Source organism: Streptomyces sp. AB3(2024), assembly GCF_041862025.1.
Taxonomy (GTDB): Bacteria; Actinomycetota; Actinomycetes; order Streptomycetales; family Streptomycetaceae; genus Streptomyces.
The window spans coordinates 37,600-63,409 of sequence record NZ_JBGWAB010000033.1; the positions used below are offsets into that span (position 1 = coordinate 37,600).

13 protein-coding genes and 2 pseudogenes are annotated in these 25,810 nt (G+C 75.6%); 5 read left to right on the top strand and 10 right to left on the bottom strand.

What is annotated here, in order from left to right:
* Nucleotides 1-8 precede the first annotated feature (8 nt).
* From ACEPPI_RS16140 to ACEPPI_RS16150, 3 genes are all read right to left on the bottom strand, one after another.
* The gene (locus ACEPPI_RS16140) at nt 9-4,133 is read right to left on the bottom strand and encodes a UvrD-helicase domain-containing protein (RefSeq protein WP_373915912.1); all 4,125 of its coding nucleotides are present in this window, start codon (nt 4,131-4,133) and stop codon (nt 9-11) included.
* A 43-nt stretch (nt 4,134-4,176) separates the two neighbouring features.
* Nucleotides 4,177-7,866, bottom strand: a complete 3,690-nt coding sequence (locus ACEPPI_RS16145; RefSeq protein ID WP_373915924.1) for a UvrD-helicase domain-containing protein — start codon at nt 7,864-7,866, stop codon at nt 4,177-4,179.
* Nucleotides 7,867-8,166: 300 nt separating this feature from the next.
* Nucleotides 8,167-8,523 carry an MGMT family protein gene (locus ACEPPI_RS16150; RefSeq protein ID WP_373915913.1) on the bottom strand — a complete coding sequence of 119 codons (357 nt, stop codon included), beginning with the start codon at nt 8,521-8,523 and terminating at the stop codon, nt 8,167-8,169.
* Between the two features lie 110 nt (nt 8,524-8,633).
* On the opposite strand from ACEPPI_RS16150, the gene ACEPPI_RS16155 reads away from it, so the two are divergent.
* From ACEPPI_RS16155 to ACEPPI_RS16165, 3 genes are all read left to right on the top strand, one after another.
* Complete coding sequence (locus tag ACEPPI_RS16155) at nt 8,634-11,528, top strand: flippase-like domain-containing protein (RefSeq protein WP_373915914.1); 2,895 nt, start codon at nt 8,634-8,636, stop codon at nt 11,526-11,528.
* Nucleotides 11,529-11,654: 126 nt separating this feature from the next.
* Entirely contained in the window at nt 11,655-13,052 is a 1,398-nt protein-coding gene (hemG, locus tag ACEPPI_RS16160) for a protoporphyrinogen oxidase (protein WP_373915915.1), read from the top strand.
* 84 nt (nt 13,053-13,136) lie between these two features.
* A complete protein-coding gene (locus tag ACEPPI_RS16165) occupies nt 13,137-14,726 on the top strand; it encodes an alpha/beta hydrolase (RefSeq protein WP_373915916.1) in 1,590 nt (529 codons plus the stop codon).
* Nucleotides 14,727-14,778: 52 nt separating this feature from the next.
* On the opposite strand, the gene moeZ is transcribed toward ACEPPI_RS16165, so the two are convergent.
* The 7 genes and pseudogenes from moeZ to ACEPPI_RS16200 all read right to left on the bottom strand — a co-directional run bounded on the left by moeZ (nt 14,779) and on the right by ACEPPI_RS16200 (nt 23,843).
* On the bottom strand, nt 14,779-15,957 hold the full coding sequence (gene moeZ / locus ACEPPI_RS16170; RefSeq protein ID WP_280916413.1) for an adenylyltransferase/sulfurtransferase MoeZ: 1,179 nt from the start codon (nt 15,955-15,957) through the stop codon (nt 14,779-14,781).
* 78 nt (nt 15,958-16,035) lie between these two features.
* Nucleotides 16,036-16,791: a spherulation-specific family 4 protein gene (locus tag ACEPPI_RS16175; RefSeq protein ID WP_373915917.1), complete on the bottom strand. Its 756-nt coding sequence runs from the start codon at nt 16,789-16,791 to the stop codon at nt 16,036-16,038.
* A complete protein-coding gene (locus ACEPPI_RS16180) occupies nt 16,779-17,798 on the bottom strand; it encodes an NAD-dependent epimerase/dehydratase (RefSeq protein ID WP_373915918.1) in 1,020 nt (339 codons plus the stop codon). Before ACEPPI_RS16180 ends, ACEPPI_RS16175 begins: the two co-directional genes overlap by 13 nt.
* Before the next feature lie 88 nt (nt 17,799-17,886).
* Nucleotides 17,887-18,867, bottom strand: a complete 981-nt coding sequence (locus ACEPPI_RS16185) for a hypothetical protein (RefSeq protein WP_373915925.1) — start codon at nt 18,865-18,867, stop codon at nt 17,887-17,889.
* Nucleotides 18,864-20,462, bottom strand: coding sequence for a DUF3492 domain-containing protein (locus tag ACEPPI_RS16190; protein WP_373915919.1), 1,599 nt, complete (start codon nt 20,460-20,462; stop codon nt 18,864-18,866). The genes ACEPPI_RS16185 and ACEPPI_RS16190 overlap by 4 nt, the downstream gene beginning before the upstream one ends.
* Nucleotides 20,463-20,586: 124 nt before the next feature.
* Nucleotides 20,587-22,740 (bottom strand): annotated as a pseudogene (locus ACEPPI_RS16195) (DUF5682 family protein); the annotation flags it as partial.
* Entirely contained in the window at nt 22,737-23,843 is a 1,107-nt protein-coding gene (locus ACEPPI_RS16200; protein ID WP_373915920.1) for an AAA family ATPase, read from the bottom strand. The pseudogene ACEPPI_RS16195 and the gene ACEPPI_RS16200, both read right to left, overlap by 4 nt.
* Before the next feature lie 134 nt (nt 23,844-23,977).
* On the opposite strand from ACEPPI_RS16200, the gene ACEPPI_RS16205 reads away from it, so the two are divergent.
* Both ACEPPI_RS16205 and ACEPPI_RS16210 read left to right on the top strand, forming a co-directional pair.
* Nucleotides 23,978-25,312: an SWIM zinc finger family protein gene (locus tag ACEPPI_RS16205; RefSeq protein ID WP_373915921.1), complete on the top strand. Its 1,335-nt coding sequence runs from the start codon at nt 23,978-23,980 to the stop codon at nt 25,310-25,312.
* Between the two features lie 275 nt (nt 25,313-25,587).
* Nucleotides 25,588-25,810, top strand: a pseudogene (locus ACEPPI_RS16210) (hypothetical protein); the annotation flags it as partial.

Here is a 25,810-nt window from a genome sequence, read left to right on the forward strand (position 1 = left end):
CCCCGAGCCTATCCGTCCGCCTGAGCGTCACTGTCCGTGCCCGTTTCGCCTTGGAGGATCCGCTCAAGGCGGGCCCGTCCGGGCAGGTCACGGGGGCGGATGACGCGACCGCTGCGGACGTGGAGGAAGGCGGCGGAGACCCGGTCGAGGGGGGTCCCGGTGGCTTCCGCCCAGGCGAGGCGGTACACGGCGAGCTGGAGGGGGTCGGCCTGGGTGGTGCGGCCGGTCTTCCAGTCGACCACCTCGTACGAGCCGTCGGGGTTCTCGTACACGGCGTCGATCCGGCCGCGGATCACCCGGCCGGCGAGCGTGAGCTGGACCGGGGCCTCCATCCGGTACGGCGTCCGCTCGGCGTACTCGCTGCGCTCGAAGGCGGCCTTGAGGGCGTCGAGGTCGGCCTCGTCGGCGACCTCCTGGTCGGAGCCGGGCAGCTCGGTGGCGGGGTCGAGGAGGTCGAGGAGCGGCAGGGGCAGCTCCTCGAAGCGGGACTCCACCCAGGCGTGGAAACGGGTGCCCTGGCGGGCGGCCGGCTGCGGGGGCCTGGGCATGGGGCGGGCGAGATCGCGTACGAAGCCCTGCTCGTCGGCGGCCAGGCGCATGAGCTGGCTCGCGGAGAGGGCGGAGGGCAACTCGACGTCACGGACGGCCGCCCGTGCGCGGCGGAGCTCGCCTTCGAGGGCGTCGAGATCGCGGTCCCAGGAGGCGATGGCGCGGGCCTCTTCGGGGGTCGGGGGCGCGGTTCCCTCCGGGTGGTGCGGGGCGCCGGGCCCTGCGGGGCGGCGGGGCCCGGGCAGCCTGGCGGGATCCCCGCCGCGGGGGGTGCCGGCGGGGTGCGCGGGCTCCCCGGCCCAGAGGTCGTCGGCCCAGGCCGGGGGCCGCCCGCCCGCCCGGGAAACATCGGGCCCGGCTACGGTCGGCTCGCCCACCCAGGGATCATCGGGCCCGGCCGGAGTCGGCCCGGTGGCCCAGTGGCCGTCAGGCCCGGCCGCGGTCGGCTCGCCCACCGAGGGGCCATCGGACCCGGCCGGGGTCGGCCCGGCCGCCCAGGGGCCGTCGGACCCGGCCTCGACCCGCTCGGCCGCCCAGGGGTCGTCGGCCCAGGGGTCGTCGGCGTCGGCGGGGCCAGGGCCGGGCGGAAGGTGGACGTCCCCCACCCCGTCCCGTCCCGGAACCGGGGCTCCGCCCCGGATCCCGCCGGGGCCGTCGGCCCGTGCGGGCACGGCGGAGCCGGCCGGCGAGACCTCGCCCGGCCAGGGTTCGTCGTACCAGCCGTCGGCGGGCACGGAACCGGCGGCGCCGCCGGCGTCCGGGGGCAGGGCTCCGCCCGGCCGCCCCTGCCCGGCCCCTGCCTCGTCCCGTGAGGGGTCCGGCCGAAAGGCCCCGTCCCCGGGCATACCGGACCGCGGCCCGTCGCCATCGGACCGTGCAGGACGGGCGGCGGCGCCGCTCTCGGACGGGGCCGGCCACAGCTCGTCGCCCTCGGGCGATTCCGGCCACGGCCCTTCGCCATCGGGCGGCGGCGCCCACGCTGCATCGTCGTCGTAGGACGGGTCCTCGCAGTGCGGGGGCCAGAGGTACGGGTCGGGTTCGGGGGCCGGGGTGAGGGCGGTCAGGAGGTGGGCTTCGACCAGGGCCGCCGCGCGGCGGCGCAGCGTCAGGGAAGCGGGGTCCAGGGGCAGGGGCCAGGACTGGTCGGGGGCGGAGGCGGAGGCCAGGGCCGGGTTCTCCGCGTCCTCGGCGGGCTCGTCCGCCCAGGTCTCGATCTCCCCGAATCCGGCCTCGCAGTGCGCGCGCAGGTCGTCCAGGAACGCCGAGGGGCCGCGGCGGCGCTTCTGCGTCGGGCCCCACCAGTGGCCGGAGGCCAGCAGCAGGGAGCGCGGCCGGGTGAAGGTGACGTACCCGAGGCGGAGTTCCTCGGTCTGCTTGTGGGTCTTGAGGGCGGCCTTGAAGGACTTCAGGCCCGCCGAGGTCCACTCCGGGTCGGCGGGAAGGGTGGGGGCGTCGCCGCGCAGGCCGTACGGGAGGACCTTCGCGTACGAGGTCCAGGCCTCCGGCGGCTTCTCCTTCGGGAAGGCGCCGGCGCACAGGTCGGGGACGACGACCACGTCCCACTCCAGCCCCTTGGACTTGTGGGCGGTCAGGACCTTGACGGTGTTCTCCCCGCCCGGCAGGGCGTGGTCCAGGCCCTTCTCGTACTGGGCGGCCGTGCGCAGGAAGCCCAGGAAGGCGAGGAGGGTCGCCTCTCCGTCGAGCGCGGCGAAGCCGGCCGCGACGTCCATGAAGTTCGACAGGGTCTCGCGGCGGCGGGCGGCCAGCGCGTGCGGGGACGCGGAGAGCTCGACCTCCAGGCCGGTGGTGGCCAGTACCCGGTGCAGTACGTCCATCAGCGGATCCGCGAGCGAACGCCGCAGGTCGCGCAGCTCCTGCGCGAGGTGCGCGAAGCGCACCCGGGCGGCGGCGGAGAAGGGCAGGTCGTCGGGGGCGGCATGGCCCGCTCCGTCGAGGAAGGTCTCCAGCGCGTCGGCCAGGGAGACGATCTCCGCCGGGTCCACGCCCTCGACCGCCGCCGCGAGCCTCCCGTCGGGGCCGTCGTCCGCGGCGGCGCGCGCCACCAGCTGCCGGGCCCGGCGGCCGAGCAGGGCCAGGTCGCGGGCGCCGATGCGCCAGCGCGGGCCGATGAGGAGCCGGACGAGGGCGGCGTTGGCCCCCGGGTCCTGGAGCACCTCGCACACCGAGACCAGGTCGGCGACCTCGGGGAGGTGGAGGAGTCCGGACAGGCCCACGACCTCCACCGGCACGTCACGGGCCACCAGCACGGCCTGGATCTGCGCGAAGTCGGCGGCGGAACGGCACAGCACCGCGATCTCGCCCGGTTCGGTCCCCGTCCGCACCAGGTGGGCGACGGAGTCCGCGAGCCACTCCAGCTCCTCGGCGTGCGTCTCCAGCAGGGCGCAGCGGACCACGCCGTCGCGTTCGGCGCCGGGGGCGGGACGCAACGCCTCGACCCCTTCGTGCAGGGCGCGCAGCGGTGCGGCGAGGCCGTTGGCCAGGTCGAGGAGGCGGCCGCCGCTGCGCCGGTTCTCGCTGAGGGAGAGCCGGGTGGCGGGGCGCCCGTCGGCGTGCGGGAAGTGGGCGGGGAAGTCGTCGAGGTTGGCGACGGAAGCGCCGCGCCAGCCGTAGATGGCCTGGCAGGGGTCGCCCACGGCGGTCACCGCGTGCCCGGTGCCCCCGCCGAAGAGCCCGGAGAGCAGCAGTCGCTGGGCGACGGAGGTGTCCTGGTACTCGTCGAGGAGGACCACGCGGAACTCCTCGCGCAGCAGGGTGCCGACCTCGGGGCGGGTGGTGGCGAGCCGGGCGGAGAGGGCTATCTGGTCGCCGAAGTCGAAGAGGTCGCGGGAGCGTTTGGCCGCGCGGTAGCGGGCGACCAGTTCGAGCAGCTCCAGGCGGCCGCGGACGGCCTCGGGGACCTTGCGCAGGTCCTCGTTGGTCAGTCGGACGTCGGCGAGGGAGTCGAGCAGTTCCGTGTCGTACGCGCGCAGCCCGTCCGGCTCGACGAGGTGCTCGGAGAGTTCCCCGTCGAGCGCGAGGAGGTCGCTGACCAGGTCGGGGACGGATTTGGTGAGGGAGGGGTAGGGGCCGGGGGCTTCGCGGATCACCTTCGCGGCCAGCTGGAAGCGGGTGGCGTCGGCGAGGAGGCGGGCGCTGGGCTCCAGTCCGATGCGCAGGCCGTGGTCCTTCAGGAGCTGGCCGGCGAAGGCGTGGTACGTGGAGATCCGCGGCTCGCCGCCGGCCGCATCGGCCTCGGCCGGCGAGGGGTCGGGGTCGGTGACGCCGGCCCGGGCGAGGGCCTTGCGCACGCGTTCGGCGAGCTCGCCGGCGGCCTTGTTGGTGAAGGTGAGGCCGAGGACCTGCTCGGGGGCGACCGCTCCGGTGCCGACGAGCCAGACCACGCGGGCCGCCATGACGGTGGTCTTGCCGGAGCCGGCTCCGGCGACGATCACCTGGGGGGCGGGCGGGGCGGTGACGCAGGCCAGCTGTTCGGGCGTGAAGGGGATCCCGAGGAGCTCCTTGAGCTGCTCGGGATCGGTGAGTGCGGGCGCGCGCCCGGACTCGTACGCGGTCACGGCGGTCACCTCGAAAGGCTAGCCGCCGCCACCGACATCGCGGTCCGGCGTCTCATTCGACGGTCTGCCGGCCCTCGGGACGGGCACTGCACGCGCTGCGGAAGGAGCAGCGTTTGCAGTGTTCGCCGGCGGCCGGGGCGAAGCGTTCGTCCAGGACCCGGCCGGCGGCGGTGGCGAGGAGGTCGCCGACCCAGGCGCCGGACGGGCCGTCGTCGAGGGGCTGCTGTGCCTGGACCTTCGGGACCTCGTCGCCGCCCTCCTTCTTCGCGGCGCCCTGGCGCAGCTGTACGAGTTCGGCTCCGCCGGTCCCGGGGCGCAGGCCGTCGAAGACCTCGTCGACGGCGCCCTCGCGGACGGCGAGCTGGTAGACCGCGAGCTGGGGGTGGCGGGCGACCTCGTCCTTGGTGGGCGCGCCCTTGCCGGTCTTGAAGTCGACGACGTAGGCGCGGCCCTGCGGGTCGGCCTCGACGCGGTCCATGGAGCCGCGGATGCGGACGGCGTACTCGCCGGCGTCGAGGGTGACGTCGAAGTCGTGCTCGGTGGCCACGGGGGCGCGGCCGGCGCGGTCGGTGGTGTGCCAGCGCAGGAAGCGTTCCAGGGCGGCGCGGGCGTTGTCCTTCTCCTGGCGGGACTTCCAGGGGGCGTCGAAGGCGAGGGCGTCCCAGACGGAGTCGAGGCGTTCCATCAGGACGGCGAGGTCGGCGGGGGTTCGGCCTGAGGCGACCTCGTCGGCGAGGACGTGGACGACGTTGCCGAAGCCCTGGGCGGCGGTGGAGGGGGCGTCGGCCTTGACCTCGCGGCCCAGGAACCACTGGAGGGAGCAGGTGTTGGCGAGCTGGTCCAGGGCGCTGCCGGACAGGGCCACGGGACGGTCGCGGTCGCGCAGGGGCACGGCGGAGGCGGTGGGCTCGTACAGGCCCCACCAGCGCTGGGGGTGCGCGGCGGGCACCAGGGGGCGGTCCTCGTCGTCGGTGAGCGCGGCGAGGCGGGCGAGGCGTCGGGCGGCGGCGTCGCGCAGGGCGGGCGAGGCGTCGGGGTCGACGGTGGTGGCGCGCAGTTCCGCGACGAGGGCCGGGACGGCGAGGGGGCGGCGGGGGCGGCCGGTGACGTCCTTGGGGGTGACGCCGAGTTCGGTGAGGAAGCGGGAGGGCTGGTCGCCGTCCTCGGCCGGGGCCTTGACGGCGGTGACGACGAGGCGGTGGCGGGCGCGGGTGGCGGCGACGTAGAACAGCCGGCGCTCCTCGGCGAGGAGGGCGCCGGGGGTGAGGGGTTCGGCGAGGCCGTCGGCTCCGATGCGGTCGGCTTCCAGGAGAGAGCCGCGGCGGCGCAGGTCCGGCCAGAGGCCCTCCTGGACGCCGGCGACCACGACGAGGCCCCACTCCAGGCCCTTGGAGCGGTGGGCGGTCATCAGGCGTACGGCGTCGGTGCGGACGGCGCGGGTGGTGAGGGTGTCGGCGGCGATGTCCTCGGCTTCGAGCTGTTCGAGGAAGTTCAGGGCGCCGCGGCCGCCGGTGCGTTCCTCGGCACGGGCGGCGTTGTCGAAGAGGGCGCAGACGGCGTCGAGGTCGCGGTCGGCGTTGCGGCCGGAGGCGCCGCCGCGGCGGGACCGGCGCTCCAGGCGCTGCGGCCAGGGGGTGCCGTCCCACAGGGTCCACAGGGCCTCTTCGGCGGTGCCGCCGCCCTGGAGGAGCTCGCGGGCCTTGCGCAGGAGCAGGCCGAGGCGCTGCGCTCCGCGGGCGTACGCGGGGTCGTGCGCGGTGAGCCGTTCGGGCTCGGCGAGGGCGCGGGCCAGCAGGACGTCGGAGGGTGCGGGGACGGTGACCCCGGCGGCCCGCTCCTCGTCGCGCAGGGCCCGGCCGAGGCGGCGCAGGTCGGCGGCGTCCATCCCGCCGAGCGGGGAGGAGAGCAGCTCGATGGCGGCCTCGACCCCGACCCACCCGTCGCCTCCGGCGGGGTCGGCGGCGTCCGGTGCCTCGCCGGGGCCGGTCGGGGAGCCGGGCGCCGACTGCGGGTCGGGGGCGGCTCCGGCCGGCACGCCGGTGGGGGCGTCCGTTCCGGGTACGGGGGCTGCCGGGAGCGGTGCCGCGCCCGTGCGGGCACCGGCCCGGGCGCGGGGAGCCGGGGCCCCGGCGGGAGCGGCGTCCGGCCCTCCCGCTCCGGGATCCCCCTCGATCAGGACCACACCGTCCGGGCCGGAACCCGGCCGCACCGCCGCGCCCGGAACGGGGGCGCCCGCCAGGGCGGCGGGATCGGCCACCCCGGCAGGGTTGGCCGGCTCGGCGGGGCTGGACGACCCGGCGGTGCCCGACAGCACGGCGGAATCGGCCACCCCGGCAGGGTTGGCCGGCTCGGCCGGCCCGGCCGGCTCGGCGGGACCCGCCGGCACGGCGGGATCGGACCCCACGGCGGAATCGGACACCACGGCGGGCCCCTGTGGGGCGGTCGGGTGCGGGGGTGGGGTCTGGGACGCCGTTGCCGTGATGCGCAGGGCCGTCAGGAGCGGGGCGACGGCCGGTTCGTGGCGGAGGGGGGTCGCCGAGGCGTCCGTCTCCGCGGGGACGCCCGCCGCGATCAGGGCACGGCGCATCGCCGGAAGGGTGCGGCCGCCGGAGCGGACCAGGACGGCCATGTCCCGCCAGGGCACGCCGTCCTCCAGGTGGGCCCGGCGCAGGATGTCGGCGATGTTGTCGAGCTCGGAGCCGGCCGTCGGGTACGTGTACACCTCCACCCGGCCGCCCTCGCGTACCGGCTCCAGCGCCCGGTGGGCCCGTACGGCGGCGGCGGGCAGGCGCGGGACGGCCATGCGGGTGGTGAGCAGCCGGGTGGCGGCCAGCAGGGCGGAGCCGGAGCGGCGGCCGACGGTCAGCGCGCGCACGGCCGCGCCGGGGAAGGAGGTCTCGAAGCCGAGGATGTTGTTGAGGTCGGCGCCCCGGAAGGCGTAGATCGACTGGTCGGGGTCGCCGAAGGCGACCAGGGTCCCGCCCGGACCGTTCAGGGCGCGCAGCAGCCGCAGCTGGGAGGCGTCGGTGTCCTGGTACTCGTCCACGAGGATCACGTCGTAGGCGCGGGACAGCGCCGGGGTGGTCTCGGCCAGCAGGACGGCCCGGTGGAGGAGCTCCGCGTAGTCCAGCGCCCCTTGGAGGTCGAGGACGTCGAGGTACTCGGAGAGGAAGGCCGCGGCCGCCTTCCAGTCGGGGCGCCCGATCCGCTCGGCGAAGGCGGCCAGGGCGCGGGGGCCGAGGCCCAGCTCGCGGGCGCGGGCCAGGACGGCGCGCACCTCGTCGGCGAACCCGCGCGTGGTCAGCGCGGCCCGCAGGTCGTCCGGCCAGCGGATGGAGCGGAGCCGGCGCTGGCCCTCCAGCAGGGTGCGGACCATCACGTCCTGCTCCGGGCCGGAGAGCAGCCGCAGCGGGTCCGCGAACAGTTCGTGGTCCTGGTGGGCGCGGACCAGTCCGTAGCAGAAGGAGTGGAAGGTGGTGGCCTGCGGGGCGCGGGCGCCGCCGAGCCGCAGCGCCGCGCGGTCGCGCAGTTCCACGGCGGCCTTGCGGCTGAAGGTGAGGATGAGGACGCGGGCGGGGTCGACCCCCGCCTCGACCCGGGCGGCGGCCGCCTCGATCAGGGTGGTGGTTTTGCCGGTGCCCGGTCCGGCGAGGACCAGCAGGGGGCCGCGGGTGTGATCAACCACCGCGCGCTGCGCTGCGTCCAGGACAGGGGGAACCACCCGTCCCGGCCCGGTGCGCACCAGCCGGTACGCGTCAGGGGTCCGCGTACGCCGCTCTGAGCGGTCGGAAGGAGAGGTGATCACGTGGGGTGCCGGTCCTGGTGGGTCTGCGGTCGCCGCGGTTGCCGCGCTGGCGGTGTCGGGGTCGGTGCGGGCGGTGGCCGTGGTGGCCGTCGCGTGCGCCGAAGGGGCAACGCTACGCCAACCGCGCGGGCCGCCGCAGTCCGTCCCGGTGGGGCGGAACGTCGCCCCGGAGGCCTTCCGGGTCGTCCCCCGTACGCGCCTTCGAGCCTGTGCCGGTGCCCGGCATGGCCGAAGCTGTCAGGTGTGAGCCTCGTCGCCTCCGTCCGTCTCGTCACGCCCGTCCCAGCGGGCCCGTCGCATCGCGAGCCGCGGCTCGCCGGAGGGGGTCTCGCGCAGCGGAGTACCCTCGGTCCGGTAGCGCTCCAGGGCCCGCCGCTCGCTGCCGGGCAGGGGTACGCCGTCCGCCCGCACCACGCGCCACCAGGGCACGGCTCCTCCGTACAGGGCCATGACGCGGCCGACTTGGCGGGGTCCGCCCTCGCCGAGCCACTCCGCGACGTCCCCGTAGGTCATCACCCGGCCGGGCGGAATCCGCTCGGCCACCTCCAGCACCCGCTCCGCGTACGCGGGAAGCTCTTCGCTCATTCGGGACATGGTGCCGGACGGCACGGACACCTCGACGGAAGCCCTCCTTCCGAACCGGCGCGCACCCTGGTGCCCCCTTCGACCGCCGGTCCGTGCCACCATCTTCCGGGCGGTGACTGGTGATACGTGATCAAGAAGAGACGGATGTGACGGCTAAGGAGCAGGGTGTGAGCCCTCCGGACGGTGCGACGAGAGACGAGGGCACGCGGCCGGAAAACGGCGCGCCCGCGGACTCCGGCACGCCTGCCGAAGGCGACGCGCGCGCTGACGCGGCCCTCACGGACGCGGCGCTCCCGGAACCCGTGCGCCCGGAACCCGTGCGCCCCGGGCAGCCGCGCTCCGGCCCCGTGCCCGAGGCTCCCGAAGCGCCCGAGGTGCCCGAGGTGCCCGTCTGCGATCCGCACCCCGACGACCCGCCCGGTCACACCCCGACGGCGGCCGACCGGGTCGAGGTCGACGAGCCGCTGCTCGCCGCGCGCGTGCACCGGCCCTCCGACCTCGTACGTCTCCTCGTCGGCGTCCTCGGCATCGCCGTCGTCCTGTGCATCGCCGCCTTCGCCCACGGCACCACCGCGGGCCTGGAACAGGACATCAGCGCCGGCACGGGCCAGGCACCCGATCTGCTGATCAAGGTCGCCGGGCTGGTGTCCTCCATCGCGGTCCTCCTGGTGCCCGTCGCCTTCGCCATCGAGCGGCTGATCAAACGCGACGGGCTGCGCATCGCGGACGGCGTACTCGCCGCGGTCCTCGCGCACGGCGTCACCCTCGCCACCGATCTGTGGGTCTCCCAGGCCGCCCCCGGGACCATCCAGGAGGCGCTGACCCGCACCACCGGCACCACCGGCACCCTCACCGACCCGGTGCACGGCTACCTCGCGCCCGTGATCGCGTACATGACCGCCGTCGGGATGACGCGCCGGCCCCGCTGGCGGGTGGCGCTGTGGGTGGTCCTGCTCCTGGACGCCTTCGCCATGCTGGTCGGCGGGTACACGACACCGTTCTCGATCATCCTGACGGTACTGATCGGCTGGAGCGTCGCGTACGGCACCCTGTACGCGGTCGGCTCCCCGAACGTCCGCCCGACCGGGCAGAACCTCCTCGCGGGCCTGCGCCGCGTCGGCTTCCAGCCGGTCAGCGCGATGCGCGCCGAGGCTCCCGAGGGGGAGGGCGCGGAGGCCAACGACCGGGGCCGCCGCTACCACGTCACGCTGGAGGACGGGCCGCCGCTGGACGTCACCGTCGTGGACCGCGAGCAGCAGGCGCACGGCTTCTTCTACCGGGTCTGGCGCCGGATGACCCTGCGCGGGATCACCACCCGGCGCAGCCTGCAGTCCCTGCGCCAGGCCTTGGAGCAGGAGGCCCTGCTCGCCTACGCGGCCATCGCGGCCGGGGCCAACGCACCCCGGCTGATCGCCACCTCCGAGCTCGGCCCCGACGCCGTGATGCTGGTCTACGAGCACCTGGGCGGCCGGACCCTCGACGCGCTGCCGGACGAGGAGATCACCGACGACCTGAGCCGCAACGCGTGGGAGCAGGTACGGGCCCTCCAGTCGCGCCGGATCGCGCACCGCCGGCTCACCGGGGACGCGCTGGTGGTGGATCGTTCCGGCAACGTCATCCTCACCGACCTGCGGGGCGGCGAGATCGCGGCCGGCGATGTGGTGCTCCGCATGGACATCGCCCAGTTGCTGACCACCCTGGGCCTGCGGGTGGGAGCCGAGCGCTCGGTGGCCTCGGCGGTGTCGGTGCTGGGCCCGGACGCGGTGGCGGACTGTCTGCCGCTGCTCCAGCCGATCGCCCTGAGCCGCTCCACCCGGGCCACCCTGCGCCGGCTGGCCCGCGAGCGGGCCGACCGGCAGCGCGAGGCCGTACTGGAGTCCTCGCGGGTGGCGAAGGCGGCCCGCGAGGCGCAGGCCGCGGCGGGCGCGGGAGACGCCGCCGCCAGCGCGGCCGCCGACCGCAAGGCGGAGAAGCGGGCGCTGGACGACGCCCTCGAAGGGGCGCGCGAGGAGGACCTGCTCAGCCAGATCCGCCGGCAGGTCCTGCTGATCCGCCCGCAGGCCCCGGTGGAGCCGGCCCGGCTGGAACGGATCCGCCCGCGCACCGTGGTGTCCTTCATCGCGGGCGCGTTCGGTGCGTACTTCCTGCTCACGCAGCTGGCCCACGTGGACTTCGCGACCATCGTCGAGCAGGCGCAGTGGAGCTGGGTCGGGGCGGCGCTCGCCTTCTCGGCGCTCAGCTACTTCGCGGCGGCGATGAGCCTGCTGGGCTTCGTACCGGAACGGGTGCCCTTCCTGCGGACGGTGCTCGCGCAGGTGGCGGGGTCCTTCGTGAAGCTGGTCGCCCCGGCGGCGGTCGGCGGTGTCGCGCTGAACACCCGCTTCCTGCAGCGGGCCGGCATCCGCCCCGGCCTGGCCGTGGCCAGCGTCGGCGCCTCCCAGCTCTTCGGCCTGGCCAGCCACATCCTGCTGCTGCTGTCCTTCGGCTACCTGACGGGCACCGAGAAGACGCCGGAGATGACCCCCTCGCGGACGGTCATCGCGGGCCTGCTCACGGTCGCCGTGCTGGTCCTCGTCGTCACGGCGGTCCCCTTCCTGCGGAAGTTCGTCGTCACCCGGGTACGGGCCCTGTTCGCGGGTGTCGTCCCGCGCATGCTGGACGTGCTCCAGCGCCCGCAGAAGCTGATGACGGGCATCGGCGGCATGCTGCTTCTGACCGGCTGCTTCGTGATGTGCCTGGACGCCTCGATCCGCGCCTTCGGCGGCGGGCAGGCCATCAGCTACGCGAGCATCGCGGTGGTCTTCCTGGCGGGCAACGCCCTGGGCTCGGCGGCCCCGACCCCGGGCGGCATCGGAGCGGTGGAGACGACCCTGACGCTGGGTCTGATCGCGGCGGGCCTGGAGAAGGAGGTCGCCATCTCGGCGGTCCTGCTCTTCCGCCTGATGACCTTCTGGCTGCCGGTCCTCCCGGGCTGGATCTCGTTCAACTTCCTGACCCGCAAGGAATCGATCTAGCTCCGCCGGCCCCGGCCCCGCACCCCGCCCCGCCGCCGGGCGGAGCCACGGGCTCTGACCGAAAGCACGATGCGCCGGCCCGGGACCCTCCCATACGTTCGTAAAGGGGACATACCTTTACGGGAGATGACCATGCGTTCAGTGATCGTCGTGGGCGGCGGCATCAGCGGCCTCTCGGCTGCCTGGCAGCTGCGCGGCCGGGCGGACGTCACCCTGCTGGAGAGCCGGGCCAAGGTCGGCGGCACGCTGCGCACCGGCACCATCGCCGGTACGGCCGTCGACGAGGGTGCGGAATCCCTGACGGCGCTGCGCCCGGAGGCCGTGGAGCTGGCGACCGCCGTCGGACTCGGCGACGCCCTGCGCGACCCGGCCCCGTCCGCCACCGCCGTCTGGACCCACGGCGGGCTGCGCACGCTCCCGCCCGGCCACGTCATGGGCATCCCGGCCGACCCGGCCGCGCTGGCCGGGACGGGCCTGCTCTCGGCGGAGGGCCTCGCACGGGTCGCGGCCGAGGAGAGCCTGCCCGCCGCACCGCTCACCGGGGACTGCTCGGTGAGCGAGTACCTCGGCGCCCGCCTCGGCCGGGAGGCCGTGGACCGGCTGGTCGAACCGATACTGGCCGGGGTCCACGCGGGCAGCGCCGACCGGCTCTCGCTGCACGCGGTCCTGCCCCGGATCGCCGCCCTGGCCGAACAGGGCGGCCCGTTGCTGCCCGCGCTGCGCCGGATGAAGGCGGCGGGCGGGACGCGCCCGGCCGCGGGCGCCGTCCGGGGCCTGGCCGGCGGCACCGGCCGCCTCCCGCAGGCGGTCGCCCGCGCCGGCGGGGCACGGATCCTCACCGGAACCACGGCCCGCTCCCTGCTGCGGCTTCCCGGCGACCGGTGGCGGGTGCGGGCCGTGACGGCCGACGGCCCGCTGACCATGGACGCGGACGCGGTGGTCCTGGCCCTGCCGGCCTTCGCGGCGGCGGAACTGCTGCGACCGCACTCCCCCCGGGCGGAGGCCGAACTGTCGGCGATCCCGCACGCCTCCACCGCGGTCGTCACCCTGGCCTTCTCGCGCGGCCGGGCCCACCGGCTCCCGGAGGGCAACGGCTTCCTGGTCCCGGCCGTGGACGGGCACGTCCTCAAGGCGGCGTCCTTCCTCTCCAACAAGTGGTCCTGGATGGACGAGGCGGCGCCCGCCGCGTTCGTGCTGCGCGCCTCGATCGGGCGGATCGGGGAGGAGGAACTGCTGGGCCGCCCCGACCGGCACCTGATCCGGGCGGCCGTCACCGAACTCCGCCGGGCGGTGGGCCCGATGGGCGAGCCCCTCGCCGCCCGCGTGACCCGCTGGGACCGGGCCCTGCCGCAGTACGGCGTCGGGCACCGCGCACGGGTGGCCCGCATCCGCGAGGCGACCGCGGAGCTGCCGTCGCTGGCGCTGTGCGGAGCGGCGTACGAGGGCGTGGACGTGGCCGCCTGCGTGGCCACGGGCCGGGCCGCGGCCCGCCGGGTGCTGACCCCGGCCCCGGCCGCGGCCTGACACCGCCCCGCCGGGCACCCGGCGGGATCCCCCGGACGGGTCAGCGCGGGGGCGGGGTGGGGGGTGGGGGCAGAGGATGGAGACATGCCCAGAAACGTCGTTCGGACAGCCGCTGCCGCCACCCTCACCGCCGCGCTGCTCACCACCGGCGCCTGCTCCGCCGGCGGCTCCGGTACGGCGGGAAGACCCCGGGGCGGCAGCACCCAGGAGCCCAAGCCCCTCAAGTGGGGCGAGTGCTCCGCTCCCACCGCCGCCGAAGGCGGTGGGCAGACGCCCGGCAAGGACTGGCAGTGCGCCACCCTCGACGTACCGCTCGACTACGCGAACCCCGAGGGCAAGACCATCCCGATCGCCCTGATCCGCGCCAAGGCCCGGGACCAGAAGCACCGCCTCGGCTCCCTCGTCTTCAACTTCGGCGGCCCCGGCGGCTCCGGCATCAGCACGCTCCCCGGCGCCGCCCAGGAGTACGCGGCCCTGCGCGACCGCTACGACCTGGTGAGCTTCGACCCGCGCGGGGTCGGCCGCAGCGCGCCCGTGCACTGCGAGGACGACAAACAACTGGACGCGTACTACGCGCAGGACTCCTCCCCCGCCACCCCGGAGCAGGAGAAGGCCTTCCTCGACGGCATCAAGAAGTACCAGGAGGCGTGCGAGAAGAACTCCGGCACCGTGCTTCCCCACGTGGGCACCGAGAACGCAGCCCGCGACCTGGACCGCATCCGCCAGGCCCTGGGCGACGAGAAGCTGAACTACTTCGGGATCTCCTACGGCACCGAGCTCGGCGGGGTCTACGCCCACCTCTTCCCGAAGAACGTCGGCCGGGCGGTGTTCGACGCCGTCGTCGATCCGACCCAGAACGCCGAACAGGGCGCGCTCGGCCAGGCGAAGGGCTTCCAGCTCGCCCTCGGCAACTTCGCCCAGGACTGCGTGGACCGCGGCGATGCCTGCCGGCTCCAGGGCAGCACCGCCAAGGAGATCGAGGCGAACGTCATCAAGCTCCAGAAGGCGCTCGCGGCCAAGCCCATCCCCGGCATCGGCGACCGCGTGCTCGGCGAGTCCGCCGCGACCAACGGCATCGCCCAGGCCCTGTACTCCAAGGAGCTGTGGCCGCTGCTGGAGCAGGGCCTGGACGAGGCCGAGGGCGGCCAGGGCCAGCTGCTGATGGCCCTGTCGGACGCCCTCAACGGACGGGACCAGCAGGGCCGGTACAGCAACCTCGGCGCGGCCAACGCCGCCATCAACTGCGCCGACTCCAAGGACCGGTACAGCCTCGCGCAGACCAAGGCCAAGCTCGCCGAGTTCCGCAAGGCCTCGCCCGTCTTCGGCGACTTCCTCGGCTGGGCCATGCTGAGCTGCACGGGCTGGCCGGTCCCGGGCGCCTGGACCACCCCGGACGTCTCGGCCCCCGGCTCCGCCCCCATCCTGGTGATCGGCAACACCGGCGACCCCGCGACCCCGTACGAGGGTGCCCGGAAGATGGCCGAGCGGCTCGGCAAGGGCGTGGGCGTGGAGCTCACGTACAAGGGCGAGGGGCACGGCGCGTACAACAGCGGCGACGCGTGCGTGCAGCAGGCGGTGAACACGTACCTGCTGGACGGGAAGGCGCCGACGGCGGGCACCGTCTGCACCCCGGCCGCCAGCCCCACCCCCGCTGCCAGCCCCACGCCCGCCTGACGCGCCGAAGGGGCCGTACCCGGCGCGGGTACGGCCCCTTCGTACGCTGCTGCTAGTAGACCGGCTTCTCGGGCTCGATCTGGTGGACCCAGCCGATGACGCCGCCGCCGACGTGCACCGCGTCCGCGAAGCCCGCGGACTTCAGGACCGCGAGCACTTCCGCACTGCGGACACCCGTCTTGCAGTGCAGGACGATGCGCTTGTCCTGCGGCAGGTCCTGGAGGGCGGTACCCATCAGGAACTCGCCCTTGGGGATCAGCTTCGCGCCGGGGATCGAGACGATCTCGTACTCGTTCTTCTCGCGGACGTCGATGATCTCGATGGGCTCGTCCGCGTCGATCCACTCCTTGAGCTGCTTGGGAGTGATCGTCGAACCGAGGGCGGCCTCCTGGGCCTCCTCCGACACGACGCCGCAGAAGGCCTCGTAGTCGATGAGCTCGGTGACGGTCGCGTTCGGACCGCAGACCGCGCAGTCGGGGTCCTTGCGGACCTTGACCTGGCGGTACTGCATCTCCAGGGCGTCGTAGATCATCAGGCGGCCGACCAGCGGCTCGCCGACGCCCGTGAGGACCTTGATGGCCTCGGTGACCTGGATGGACCCGATGGACGCGCAGAGCACGCCCAGCACGCCGCCCTCGGCGCAGCTCGGGACCATGCCCGGCGGCGGGGGCTCCGGGTAGAGGCAGCGGTAGCACGGGCCGTGCTCGGACCAGAAGACGGAGGCCTGGCCGTCGAAGCGGTAGATCGAGCCCCACACGTACGGCTTGTTCAGCAGCACGCAGGCGTCGTTGACCAGGTAGCGCGTGGCGAAGTTGTCCGTGCCGTCGACGATGAGGTCGTACTGGCTGAAGATCTCCATCACGTTCTCGGCTTCGAGCCGCTCTTCGTGAAGGACCACGTTGACGTACGGGTTGATGCCCAGCACGCTGTCACGGGCCGACTCGGCCTTGGAGCGGCCGATGTCCGCCTGGCTGTGGATGATCTGGCGCTGCAGGTTCGACTCGTCGACCTCGTCGAACTCCACGATGCCCAGCGTGCCCACGCCTGCCGCGGCCAGGTACATGAGGGCGGGGGAGCCGAGGCCGCCGGCGCCCACGGCCAGCACCTTGGCGTTCTTCAGGCGCTTCTGGCCGTCCATCCCGACATCCGGGATGATCAGGTGCCGGGAGTACCGACGGACCTCGTCAACGGTGAGCTCAGCGGCTGGCTCAACCAAGGGTGGCAGCGACACGGGGACTCCTGGGTCATCCCCGCGTCCGCGGGGAGCATTTAAAGGTTGTTCTGTCCCGTAACACTGCCACGCCCTTCTTCATTCCGAGACACCCGGTCCGATCCGCGAGACGATTTCGTCCCAGTACCCGGGCATCGAGGCCCACGGGTCCCGGTCGCCCGCCGCCCGCCGGTCCGTGAACCAGATCGTGCCGGCGCCCTGCCAGCGGGCGATCCGCAGCGCCTCCTCCAGGTGGGTCCGCGGCACGCCGTGGACGAGGTGGCAGAACGTCTCGGGCGGATGGTCGGCCGTCCACTCGGCCACCTGCGACCAGCGGTAGTCGGCCCAGGCCCCGGAGAAGGTGACCAGCTGGTCGGCGGCCTCCGTGTAGCCCTCGCACGGGTGCGTGCCGTGTCCGAGGACGATCCGCAGCCCCTCGCCGAGCCCGCGCAGGGTGTCGGTGACCCGGCGGACCCCGGCGAGACCGTCCCGGTCCGAGGGGGCTCCGGCGAGGTAGAAGCCGCCGACGCCGTACCAGTCGCGGAAGCGGTGGGCGTCGGAGACGAGCTCCCCGAACGACCGCGTTCCGTCCCGCATGGCGAGATGCCCGAGGACCGTGCCGTCCGCCCGCCCGAGCTTCGCGGCGGCCTCGGAGCAGTGCGGGTCGGGGCGTCCGCCGGGGCCGTCGCTGACGTTGAGCACCGCCCAGTGCAGCGGTGTCCCCGGGCGGGTCAGCTCGGCCCACTCCACCGGGGCGAGCAGCGGGTGCGCGTAACCGGGGATGCCCAGACCCAGCCGGCCGGCCTCGGTCACGGCCGCCGCCGTGGCCCCCGGCGGAGTGGTCAGATACGGCACGCCGCCTCCATCCAGATGTCCGCGAGGGACTCCTCCAGGTTGATCCGGGGCCGCCAGCCGAGCCGGTCCCGGGCGGTGCGCACGTCGGCCTGTTGCCAGGCGCCGCAGCCGTCGGGGTAGGGGTGCGGCTGGGGGGCCGCGGAGGCGATCTGCTCGGCGGTGGCCTCGGAGCGCGGCGAACCGATGGCGGCCAGGCCCTGCGGGCGGCCGGGGTGCCCGTGCGCGGGGCCGCCGTGCCGGTCGCCGCCGTGCGGGACGTCCAGTTCGTGCAGGGCGCCGCCGTATCCGGCGACGCGGGCCAGGACGGCCGCCGCGTCGCGCAACCGGACCGCCCGGCCGGTGCCGATGTTGACGACCCCCTGGGCCGCGGACAGGGAGGCGGCGTGCACGGCCCGCGCGACGTCCCGTACGTCGACGAAGTCGCGCTGGACGCCGAGGCCGCTCAGCTTGAGCTCGCCGTCCCCGGACTGCATGGCGCGCCGCATCGCCTCGGCGAGCCGGCCCAGCGGGGAGCCCGCGGGGGTTCCTGGGCCGACGGGTGAGAACACCCGCAGCACGACGGCGTCCAGCCCCGACCCGAGCACCAGCTCGGTCGCGGCGAGCTTGCTGACGCCGTACGGTCCGCCGGGTCTGGGCACGGCGTCCTCGGCCGTGGACGAGCCGGGCTGGCTGGGCCCGTACTCGGCGGAGCAGCCGAGCTGGACCAGCCGGGCGCCGCAGCCGCTGCGGCGCAGCGACTCGCAGATGGTGGCGACGGCGACGGTGTTGTGCCGGGTCAGCTCCCGGGCCCCGCCGCGGGTGGCACCCGCGCAGTTGATGACGACGCCGGGGTGGACGGCGTCCAGGAACCGGGTGAGGGCTCCGGGACTGCCGGTGGCGAGGTCGAAGCGGACGTCGGCGTCGTCGCCGCGGCCGAGCGCGGTGAGCTGGACCGCGGGGTCGGCGAGCAGCCGGTCCGCGACGTAGCGGCCGAGGTAACCGTTGGCTCCGATCAGCAGCACCCTCATCGCGCGGCCCCTCGGTTGGTTGGCTGGCCGGTCATCCTGTTTCTCCTTGGGTGGGTGGGGTGGGGGTCGGTGGGTGGGGGTACGGCGCTCAGGGACGCGCGTGGGCCGAGGCGCGGGACAGCGCGAGCACGGCGTGTACGAGGAGTCCCGCGGCCGCGGCGGCCACTGCCGCCGGGGCCGGGACCAGGGCGAGGGCCAGGGCCGCCGCCAGGGGGGCGCGGTGCGCGCCGTGCCGGAGCAGCAGCCGGACCAGGAACAGCAGCACCGCGAGCGGTACGGCGGCGGCCGGGTCGGCCCCGGCGAGCGCGGCCGCCCCCGCGGCGGCCGCGCCGAAGGGCAGCAGGACCCCGGCGAGCAGGGGCCGGGACCCGGCGGCGAAGTCCTCCAGGACCCGGCTCCCGGCGAGCCGGCGGCGCGCCCGGGCGGCGTAGTACGTCCCGGCGAGGTGTCCGGGGGCCACGGCCAGTGCGAGGGCGGCTCCGAGCGCCGCCCCGTGCCGGTGGACCGCCCATCCCACGACGGCCGCCGCGAGCAGGTGGACGGCGTAGGGGAAGCGTCCCCGGGCCCACCGGCCGGGCCACACCAGGGCGCCGGCGGTGAGGAGCACCGCGAGGGGGCCCGTCCACGGCGTCCCGGTGGCGGCCGCGCCGAACGTGAGGGCGCCGGGCAGCAGGGCGTAGCCGAACCGGCGCACCGCCCGGGGCCCCGCCGGGGTCCGCGCGGGCGCCGGGGTCGGGGCCTCGCCGCGCGGGGTGCGGGCGTACAGCTCCTCGGCGAGGGAGAACACGTCCCGGTGCCGGAACCGCGCGGCGGTGCGGTCGGTGATGCCGTGCGCCTCCAGTCCGGCGGCGACCTCCAGCGCGTCGACGGCCCGCTCGCACAGCTCCCGGTGCCGGTGCAGCAGGGCCTTGACGGGATCCCCGCCGCCCCCGCGCCGGGCCGTCTGCGGCGTGGCCGGTCCGGCCGCGATCGGGGCGCGGGGGGCCGGATACGGGGTTCCCGGCGGTGCCGTGCCGGCTCCGTCGGCGACGGAACCGCCTGCGACGGGGTACGGGTCGACGGTCGTCATGCCGCCGCCTCCGGACCCGGCGCGGGGGTGACGGGCGGGGCCCACGTAGGCGTGGTCCAGTGCCCCGGCACCCGCGCCTCGGCCGGCCGCTCGAAGGGGACCTCCCCGTCGGGCCGTGCGGAACCGCGGGCCAGCAGCAGCTGGTATCCGTCCTGGAAGGCGGCCACGTTCTGCTCGACGGTGAACAGTTCCAGCGCCCTGGCCCGCGCCGCCGCCCCCAGCCGCTGGGCCCGCTCGGGGTCCCGCAGCAGGGCGAGGCAGGCGTCGGCGAGCGCCCGCGGGTTGCGGGGCGGCACGACCAGTCCGGTCCCGCCGATGACCTCGCGGACGGCTCCCACGTCGGTGGACACGGTGGCGCGCCCGCAGAACATGGCCTCGGCGAGGGTGAGGGGGAAGCCCTCGATCACCGAGGACAGCAGCACGATCCGGCCGGTCCCGTACGCGTCGGCCGGGGAGGGCGTCTCGGGGCCGCCGATCTCCTCGAAGGTGACCGGGTTCTCCCCCACCGTCCGCGCGTCGGCGGCCTCGTCGGGGAAGAGCTGCGCGGCCAGCGACCGGCAGTCGGCCAGGTAGCCGGGCACGGCGGCCGTCGAGAAGATCCGCAGCCGGGTGTCGGGCGCGGCCCGGCGGACCTCGGCGAAGGCGTGCAGCAGGCCGATCAGGTCCTTGGCGGGCTCGGTGCGTCCGACCCACACCAGGGTGTCCGGGTCGCCGCGGTCCGGGTCCTCGCCGACGGCGGCGAATCGGTCCGCCTCCATCCCGGGGTACACGGTCCGCAGCCGCTCCCGCGGGGCCCCGCAGCGCTCCTGCCAGCGGCGGGCGTGCGCGTTGCCGGGGGTGAGGAGGTCGGCGCCGGCGTAGATCTCGCCGGCGAGCCGGAGGTGGAAGGCGGCGAGGAGCGCGCGCAGGGCGGGCCGGTCGTCCTCGCCGTGCTCCAGGTAGTGGGTGCGCAGCCGGACTCCGTACTCGGTGACCAGCAACGGGACCCCGAAGAAGCGTTTGGCCAGGAGTCCGGGGAGCGCCGCGACCCCGCCGGCCGCCGCGTGGCAGACGTCGACGGCGCCGAGTCCGGGCTCCTCGTACCAGTCGAGGGACAGCGGCCGCAGCATCCGTTCCAGGGCGTCGGCGAACTCCAGCAGGTCGGGTACCCGGGCCGCCGCCACACCGCGGACCGCGCCCGGGGCGCGGCAGCCGGCCTCCACGGCCCGTACGGCCGTTTCGGAGCGCAGGGCCGCGTACATCCCCCCCTGTTCGCGGGCGAGTGCGGCCAGTTCGTAGAGCCCGGTGGCGAAGGCCTCGGCCCCGTCCGCGCAGATCCCGCGGACCAGCTGCTCGAAGCCGGCGGCGAAGCGCCGCCGTTCGCGCCGCCCGTACGTGCGCCCGTCGTCGCCCGGGGCCCACAGCGGGGCGGTCCGCACCCGGGTGACGTGCCCCGGGAGCGGGAGCCGGCCGCGTGCCTCCTGGCCGGCGCTGCGGCTCAGCGCGTAGAGCTCGAACTCGTGCTGCGGGAGCCCGCGCACGAGCCGGTCGCACCAGAGCCCGGACTCTGCCGCCGCATACGGATAACCGCCTTCCGTGACCAGTCCGATCCGCACGAGTGGCACCCCCGATCTCCCGTTCCAGGCGGTCGCCGGCGTTCCGTCGACCCGCCGCGGAAGAACTCAAGCGGATGTGCCGGTGGGGGGGGGGGGGGGGGGGGGGGGGGGGGGGGCGGCGGGGGGGGGGGGGGCCCCGGCGCACCAGCTCGCCCAGGGTCCGCTTCACCCCGGGCTCGTACGCCCCGAACGTCCGCCGCAGCAGCGGCAGCACGTCGACGAAGGCTCCCGGCGGCACCGACACCAGCCAGGTGTCGATCAGACCCACCAGCCGCTCGTCGTGCACCAGCAGGGTGCCGCCGCCCGCGTTCCCCCCGGCGAAGCCCTCGATCCAGCCCGCCGCGTCGGCCGGGGCCGCCGCCGGGGACAGCGCGAGCCGCATCAGCCGCGCCGTCTCCCCGGCCTGGAGCCGGCCGCCGTCCAGCAGCAGCCGGGCGGCCCGGCCGCGGATCACCCCGGGCACGGCGTCCCGCCCGGCCAGCGTCCGCAGTACCCCCGACCAGCGCTCGCGCAGCCCCGGGTCGGCGTCCGCCAGCAGGGCGACCGCTCCGTGCACCCCGTCCACGTGCCCGCGCAGCGCCGCCGCCCCGTCGGCGTCCGGCCCGGCCGCGCAGGCCGCGGGCAGCGCCACGCAGATCCGCTCCGCCAGCCCCGCCGCGACGGTGCCCAGGGCCGACGCGTCGGTCCCCCGCACGTCCCCGTAGCGCAGCGAACGGGCCAGCGCGGGGAGCGCCCCGGCGAGCCGGGCCACGTCCGTGTCGAGCGCCGCCCGGTCGGCGAGGGCCCGCAGTACGGCGGGCAGTGCCTCGGACAGCCCGGCCAGCAGGCACCGCTCGGCCAGCGCCGTGATCTCACCGAGCTCCCCGGCGCGCCGGGCTTCGGCCTCCACCTTGGCGGTGGCGGCCCCCGGGACGGTGGTGCCCCAGATCCCGGCCTCGGCCGTCCGTACCGACAACTCGGGCTCCCAGCACAGCCGCCAGGTCTCGCGGAAGGTGCCCGTACCGCCGCGGGAGGCGGTCGGCACGCCCCAGTCGACGCCGAGCAGCCGCAGCCGGTGCAGCAGCAGGGACCTGGCCGCGTCGGTGTCCTTGCGCAGGTCGAGCTCCAGGTCACGGCTCTGTGCCTCGGCCTTGAGACGCAGGCTGCGCATGCGGCGGGTGAGGTCCCGCTGGAGCGGAACGGCGGGCGCGGTCGTGGGTACCTCGCCGAGCACGTCGCCGACGACGAGCCGGTCCTCGATCAGCGCGAGCGGCACGTCGGAGCCGTCGCACATGACCGCCCGGACGGCCTCCAGCGTCTCGGTGAGACCGGGCAGCGGGCGGCCCCGCAGGGCGGCCAGGGTCCCTGCGAGGCGGACGGTCTCGATGACGTGCGCCGGGGAGACCTGGCGGTCCTCTTCGCGCAGCAGGCGCGCGACCTTGGTCAGCCATCGCTCGACGGGCCGGTCCCGGGCCGCGAAGAGGTGGGCGTACCAGCCGGGCGAGGTGATGCCCGCGCCGTATCCGCCGGCCCTGGCGAGCCTGCGGTGGGTCCACGGCACCCAGGTGGTCTCCACCTTGGTCTTCGGGAGTCCGGTGAGCAGGGCCCGGTCGGCCGCCGCCGTGGTCCTGGCACGCAGCGCCGGTACGTGCCAGGCCCCGCACACCACGGCGTGGTCCGCGCCGAACTCCCGGCGGGCGGCCCGCATCCGCTGGCGCATGTACGCCTCGCGGACCAGGTCGTGGGGGCGGCCGCCGTCCCCGTAGGTCTCGCGCAGGGCTCCCATCGCCTCGGCGAGCGCCGCGAAGGGGGCCAGCGGATCGCGTGCGGCGCCCGCGTCCCGGTGTTCGACCACGTCCTCCCACCAGCGCTCCGGATCGTCGTACCCGGCGGCCCCGGCGAGCGCCGCGAGCGGGTCCACCTGTACGGAGCCGGCCTCGCCGTCGGCCTCGTCCCGCCCGGGGCCGGCGGCCAGCGTGTGCGCGGCGGGCAGGTCGATGAAGCGCACCGGCACGTCCCGGGCCTGGGCCCAGCGCAGGGCGACCCACTCCGGGGAGAAGGAGGCGAGCGGCCAGAACGCGGCCCGGCCCGGATCGTCCGCCGCGTGGGCGAGCAGGGCGACGGGCGGGCGCATGCCCGGTTCGGCGGCCAGTGCCAGCAGGGCGTCCCCTTCGGGCGGCCCCTCGATCAGCACGGCCCGCGGTCGCGCCGCGTCGAGCGCGGCCCGTACCGACCGGGCGGATCCCGGGCCGTGGTGGCGCACCCCGAGCAGCAGTGGTTGCGCGGCCCCCTGGCTCATGCCGTCACCTCCCGGCAGGCGCGGTAGAAGTCCTTCCAGCCGTCCCGCTCGCGGACGACCGCCTCCAGGTACTCCTGCCAGACGAGCCGGTCGGCGGCCGGGTCGCGCACGACGGCGCCGAGGATGCCGGCGGCCACGTCGGAAGGGCGCAGGACGCCGTCGCCGAAGTGGGCGGCCAGCGCCAGCCCGCCGGTGACCACGGAGATGGCCTCGGCGGTGGAGAGGGTGCCGCTGGGCGACTTCACCTTGGTGCGGCCGTCGCCGGTGACGCCCTCGCGCAGCTCACGGAAGACGGTGACGACCCGGCGGATCTCCTCCAGTCCCTCGGGGGCGGCGGGCAGGTCCAGGGAGCGGCCCAGCTGGTCGACGCGGCGCGCGACGATGTCGACCTCGGCCTCCACGGTGGCGGGCAGTGGCAGCACGACGGTGTTGAAGCGGCGGCGCAGCGCGCTGGAGAGCTCGTTGACCCCGCGGTCGCGGTCGTTGGCGGTGGCGATGAGGTTGAACCCGCGGACGGCCTGCACCTCCTGGCCGAGCTCCGGTATCGGGAGCGTCTTCTCGGACAGGACGGTGATGAGGGTGTCCTGGACGTCGGCGGGGATGCGGGTGAGCTCCTCGACGCGGGCGGTCGAGCCCTCGGCCATGGCCCGCATGACGGGGCTGGGGACGAGGGCCTCGCGGCTGGGCCCGTGGGCGAGGAGGCGGGCGTAGTTCCAGCCGTAGCGGATGGCTTCCTCGGGGGTGCCGGCGGTGCCCTGGACCAGGAGGGTGGAATCGCCGCTGACGGCGGCCGCGAGGTGTTCGGACACCCAGGTCTTGGCGGTGCCGGGGACGCCGAGGAGGAGCAGGGCGCGGTCGGTGGCGAGGGTGGTGACGGCGACCTCGACGATCCTGCGCGGGCCGACGTACTTGGGCGTGACGACGGTGCCGTCGGCGAGCGTGCCGCCGAGCAGGTAGGTGGCCACGGCCCACGGGGAGAGTTTCCAGCGGGCCGGTCGGGGCCGGTCGTCGGCCGCTTCCAGGGCTTTCAGTTCGTGTGCGAAGGCGTCTTCGGCGTGCGGTCGCAGCGCTTCGCCGGCGGTGTCGGTCCCGGGCATGGTCATGGTCCCCCTCCAATGCTCGACAGCCGTTCCCGACTGCTGTGTCCACCGTGCACCATGCCACTGACAACACCCCCTGATATCAGCGTTGTTGCAGGTCAGAGCGATTGTCAGTGGGGGTCTCTACGGTGGTTCACATGACTGGGCAGCAGGTCCGCCTGACGGCGGAACAGGTACTGGCCCTGGCGCCTGACGATGCGTCACGCAGGGCGGGAGCCAAGCTTGGAGGGGAGGGTTCGTGGTCGCAGACCGGAGGTTCCGCTTCCGGTGCCGTGTGGGGGTTGTGCAAGGGCAGCGGCAGTACGCCGTACCGGACGGTCGTGGACCTCGCCGGACCGGCGTACAAGTGCTCCTGCCCGAGCCGGAAGTTCCCGTGCAAGCACGCGCTGGGACTGCTGCTGCTCCGGGCGGGCCCGGGGGTGGGGGATCCCGCCGCGGCTCCGGACTGGGCCGGGGAATGGCTCGCGGGGCGGACGGCCCGGGCGGAGCGGCGGACGGCCGGCCCGGTGGACGCCGAGGCGGCCCGCAAGCGGGCCGAACGCCGGGCCGGGCGCGTCGGGGCGGGGGTCGCCGAGCTGGAGCGGCGGCTGGCGGACGTGCTGGGCGAGGGGCTCGCCGGACAGGAGCGGACGGGCTACGCGGGCTGGGAGGAGACCGCGGCCCGGATGGTCGACGCCCAGGCGCCGGGACTTGCCTCCCGGGTAAGGGAGTTGGGGGCAATACCCGGTTGCGGCGCCGGCTGGCCCGCCCGGATGCTTGAGGAGTTCGCGCTGCTGCACCTGCTGGACCGGGCCTGGCTGGGGGTGTCGGGACTGCCGGAGCCGCTGGCCGCGACCGTCCGCAGCCGGGTGGGGCTGCCGCAGCCGGCGGAGGGGGAGGCCGTCGGGGACCACTGGCTCGTACTGGCCCAGTACGACTCGGTTTCCGCGGACGGCCGGCTCACCACCCGCCGGACATGGCTGTGGGGGCTGGGGAGCGGGCGCCCGGCCCTGGTGCTGGACTTCGGCCCGCCCGGGCGGCCGCCGGAGCTGGCACTGCCCGTCGGACTGGCACTGGAGGCGGAAGTCCGCTTCCGGCCCGGCTCGGCGGGGCTCCGGGGGGACCTGGGGGACCGCACCGTCACGGCGGCGGCTCCCGGGGTGCCCGCGGGGGTGAGCACCGGTGAGGCCCTGGAGGCCTACGGGGCCGCGCTGCGGGAGGACCCGTGGCTGGAGTCCTGGCCGGTCGTGCTGGGCCCGGTGGTCCCGATACCGGGGGAAGCAGGTGACGGGGCCTGGCAGATCGCGGACGTGGAGGGGACGTCCGCGCTGCCGGTGACCCTCGCCCAGGGCCGCTCGCGGTCCGGACTGTGGCAGCTCGCCGCCCTCTCGGGCGGTGGCCCCGTCACGGTCTTCGGCGAGTGCGGCCACCGCGGCTTCACCCCGCTGACGGCCTGGGATCCACACACCGCGGAGCCGGTCGCCCTGGGGTGACCGGGGCCCGGGGGGCCGTGCGGAGGAGGGGAACGGCGGATCGGGGCCGGAAGGGCCGGTACCGGAAGGGACCGGAACGACCGGGATCCGCCCTGCACGTCGAGTACCCGGAACGGGGCGCGGGGGCGCCGCCGTACGGGATGAGAAAGCCGGGGGGCTTTGTGATGAACGACAACCACGCCAGCTGACGCATGCCCCGGTCCCGCACAGGGGGCGGGACCGGGGCATGGACACGGACACGCACGCACACGCGAGAAGACGAGGGAGGGGGTCCGGTGAACGACATCGACCAGGCCGGCGGTACGACGGCGACGGACGGGAACGGGGACGGGGAGCGGGACTGGGAGGACCTGGTCGCGAGCGCGCTGCTGGGCACCGAGCGGCGGGGCGGCTCGCCGCGGGCGCTGCTCGGCGCGGCGGCGGTACGAACGGTGCGCCGCCGCGCCCGGCTGCGGCCCGCCGAGGGAGATAGGAAGATCACAAGTCTGAACTCCAGTC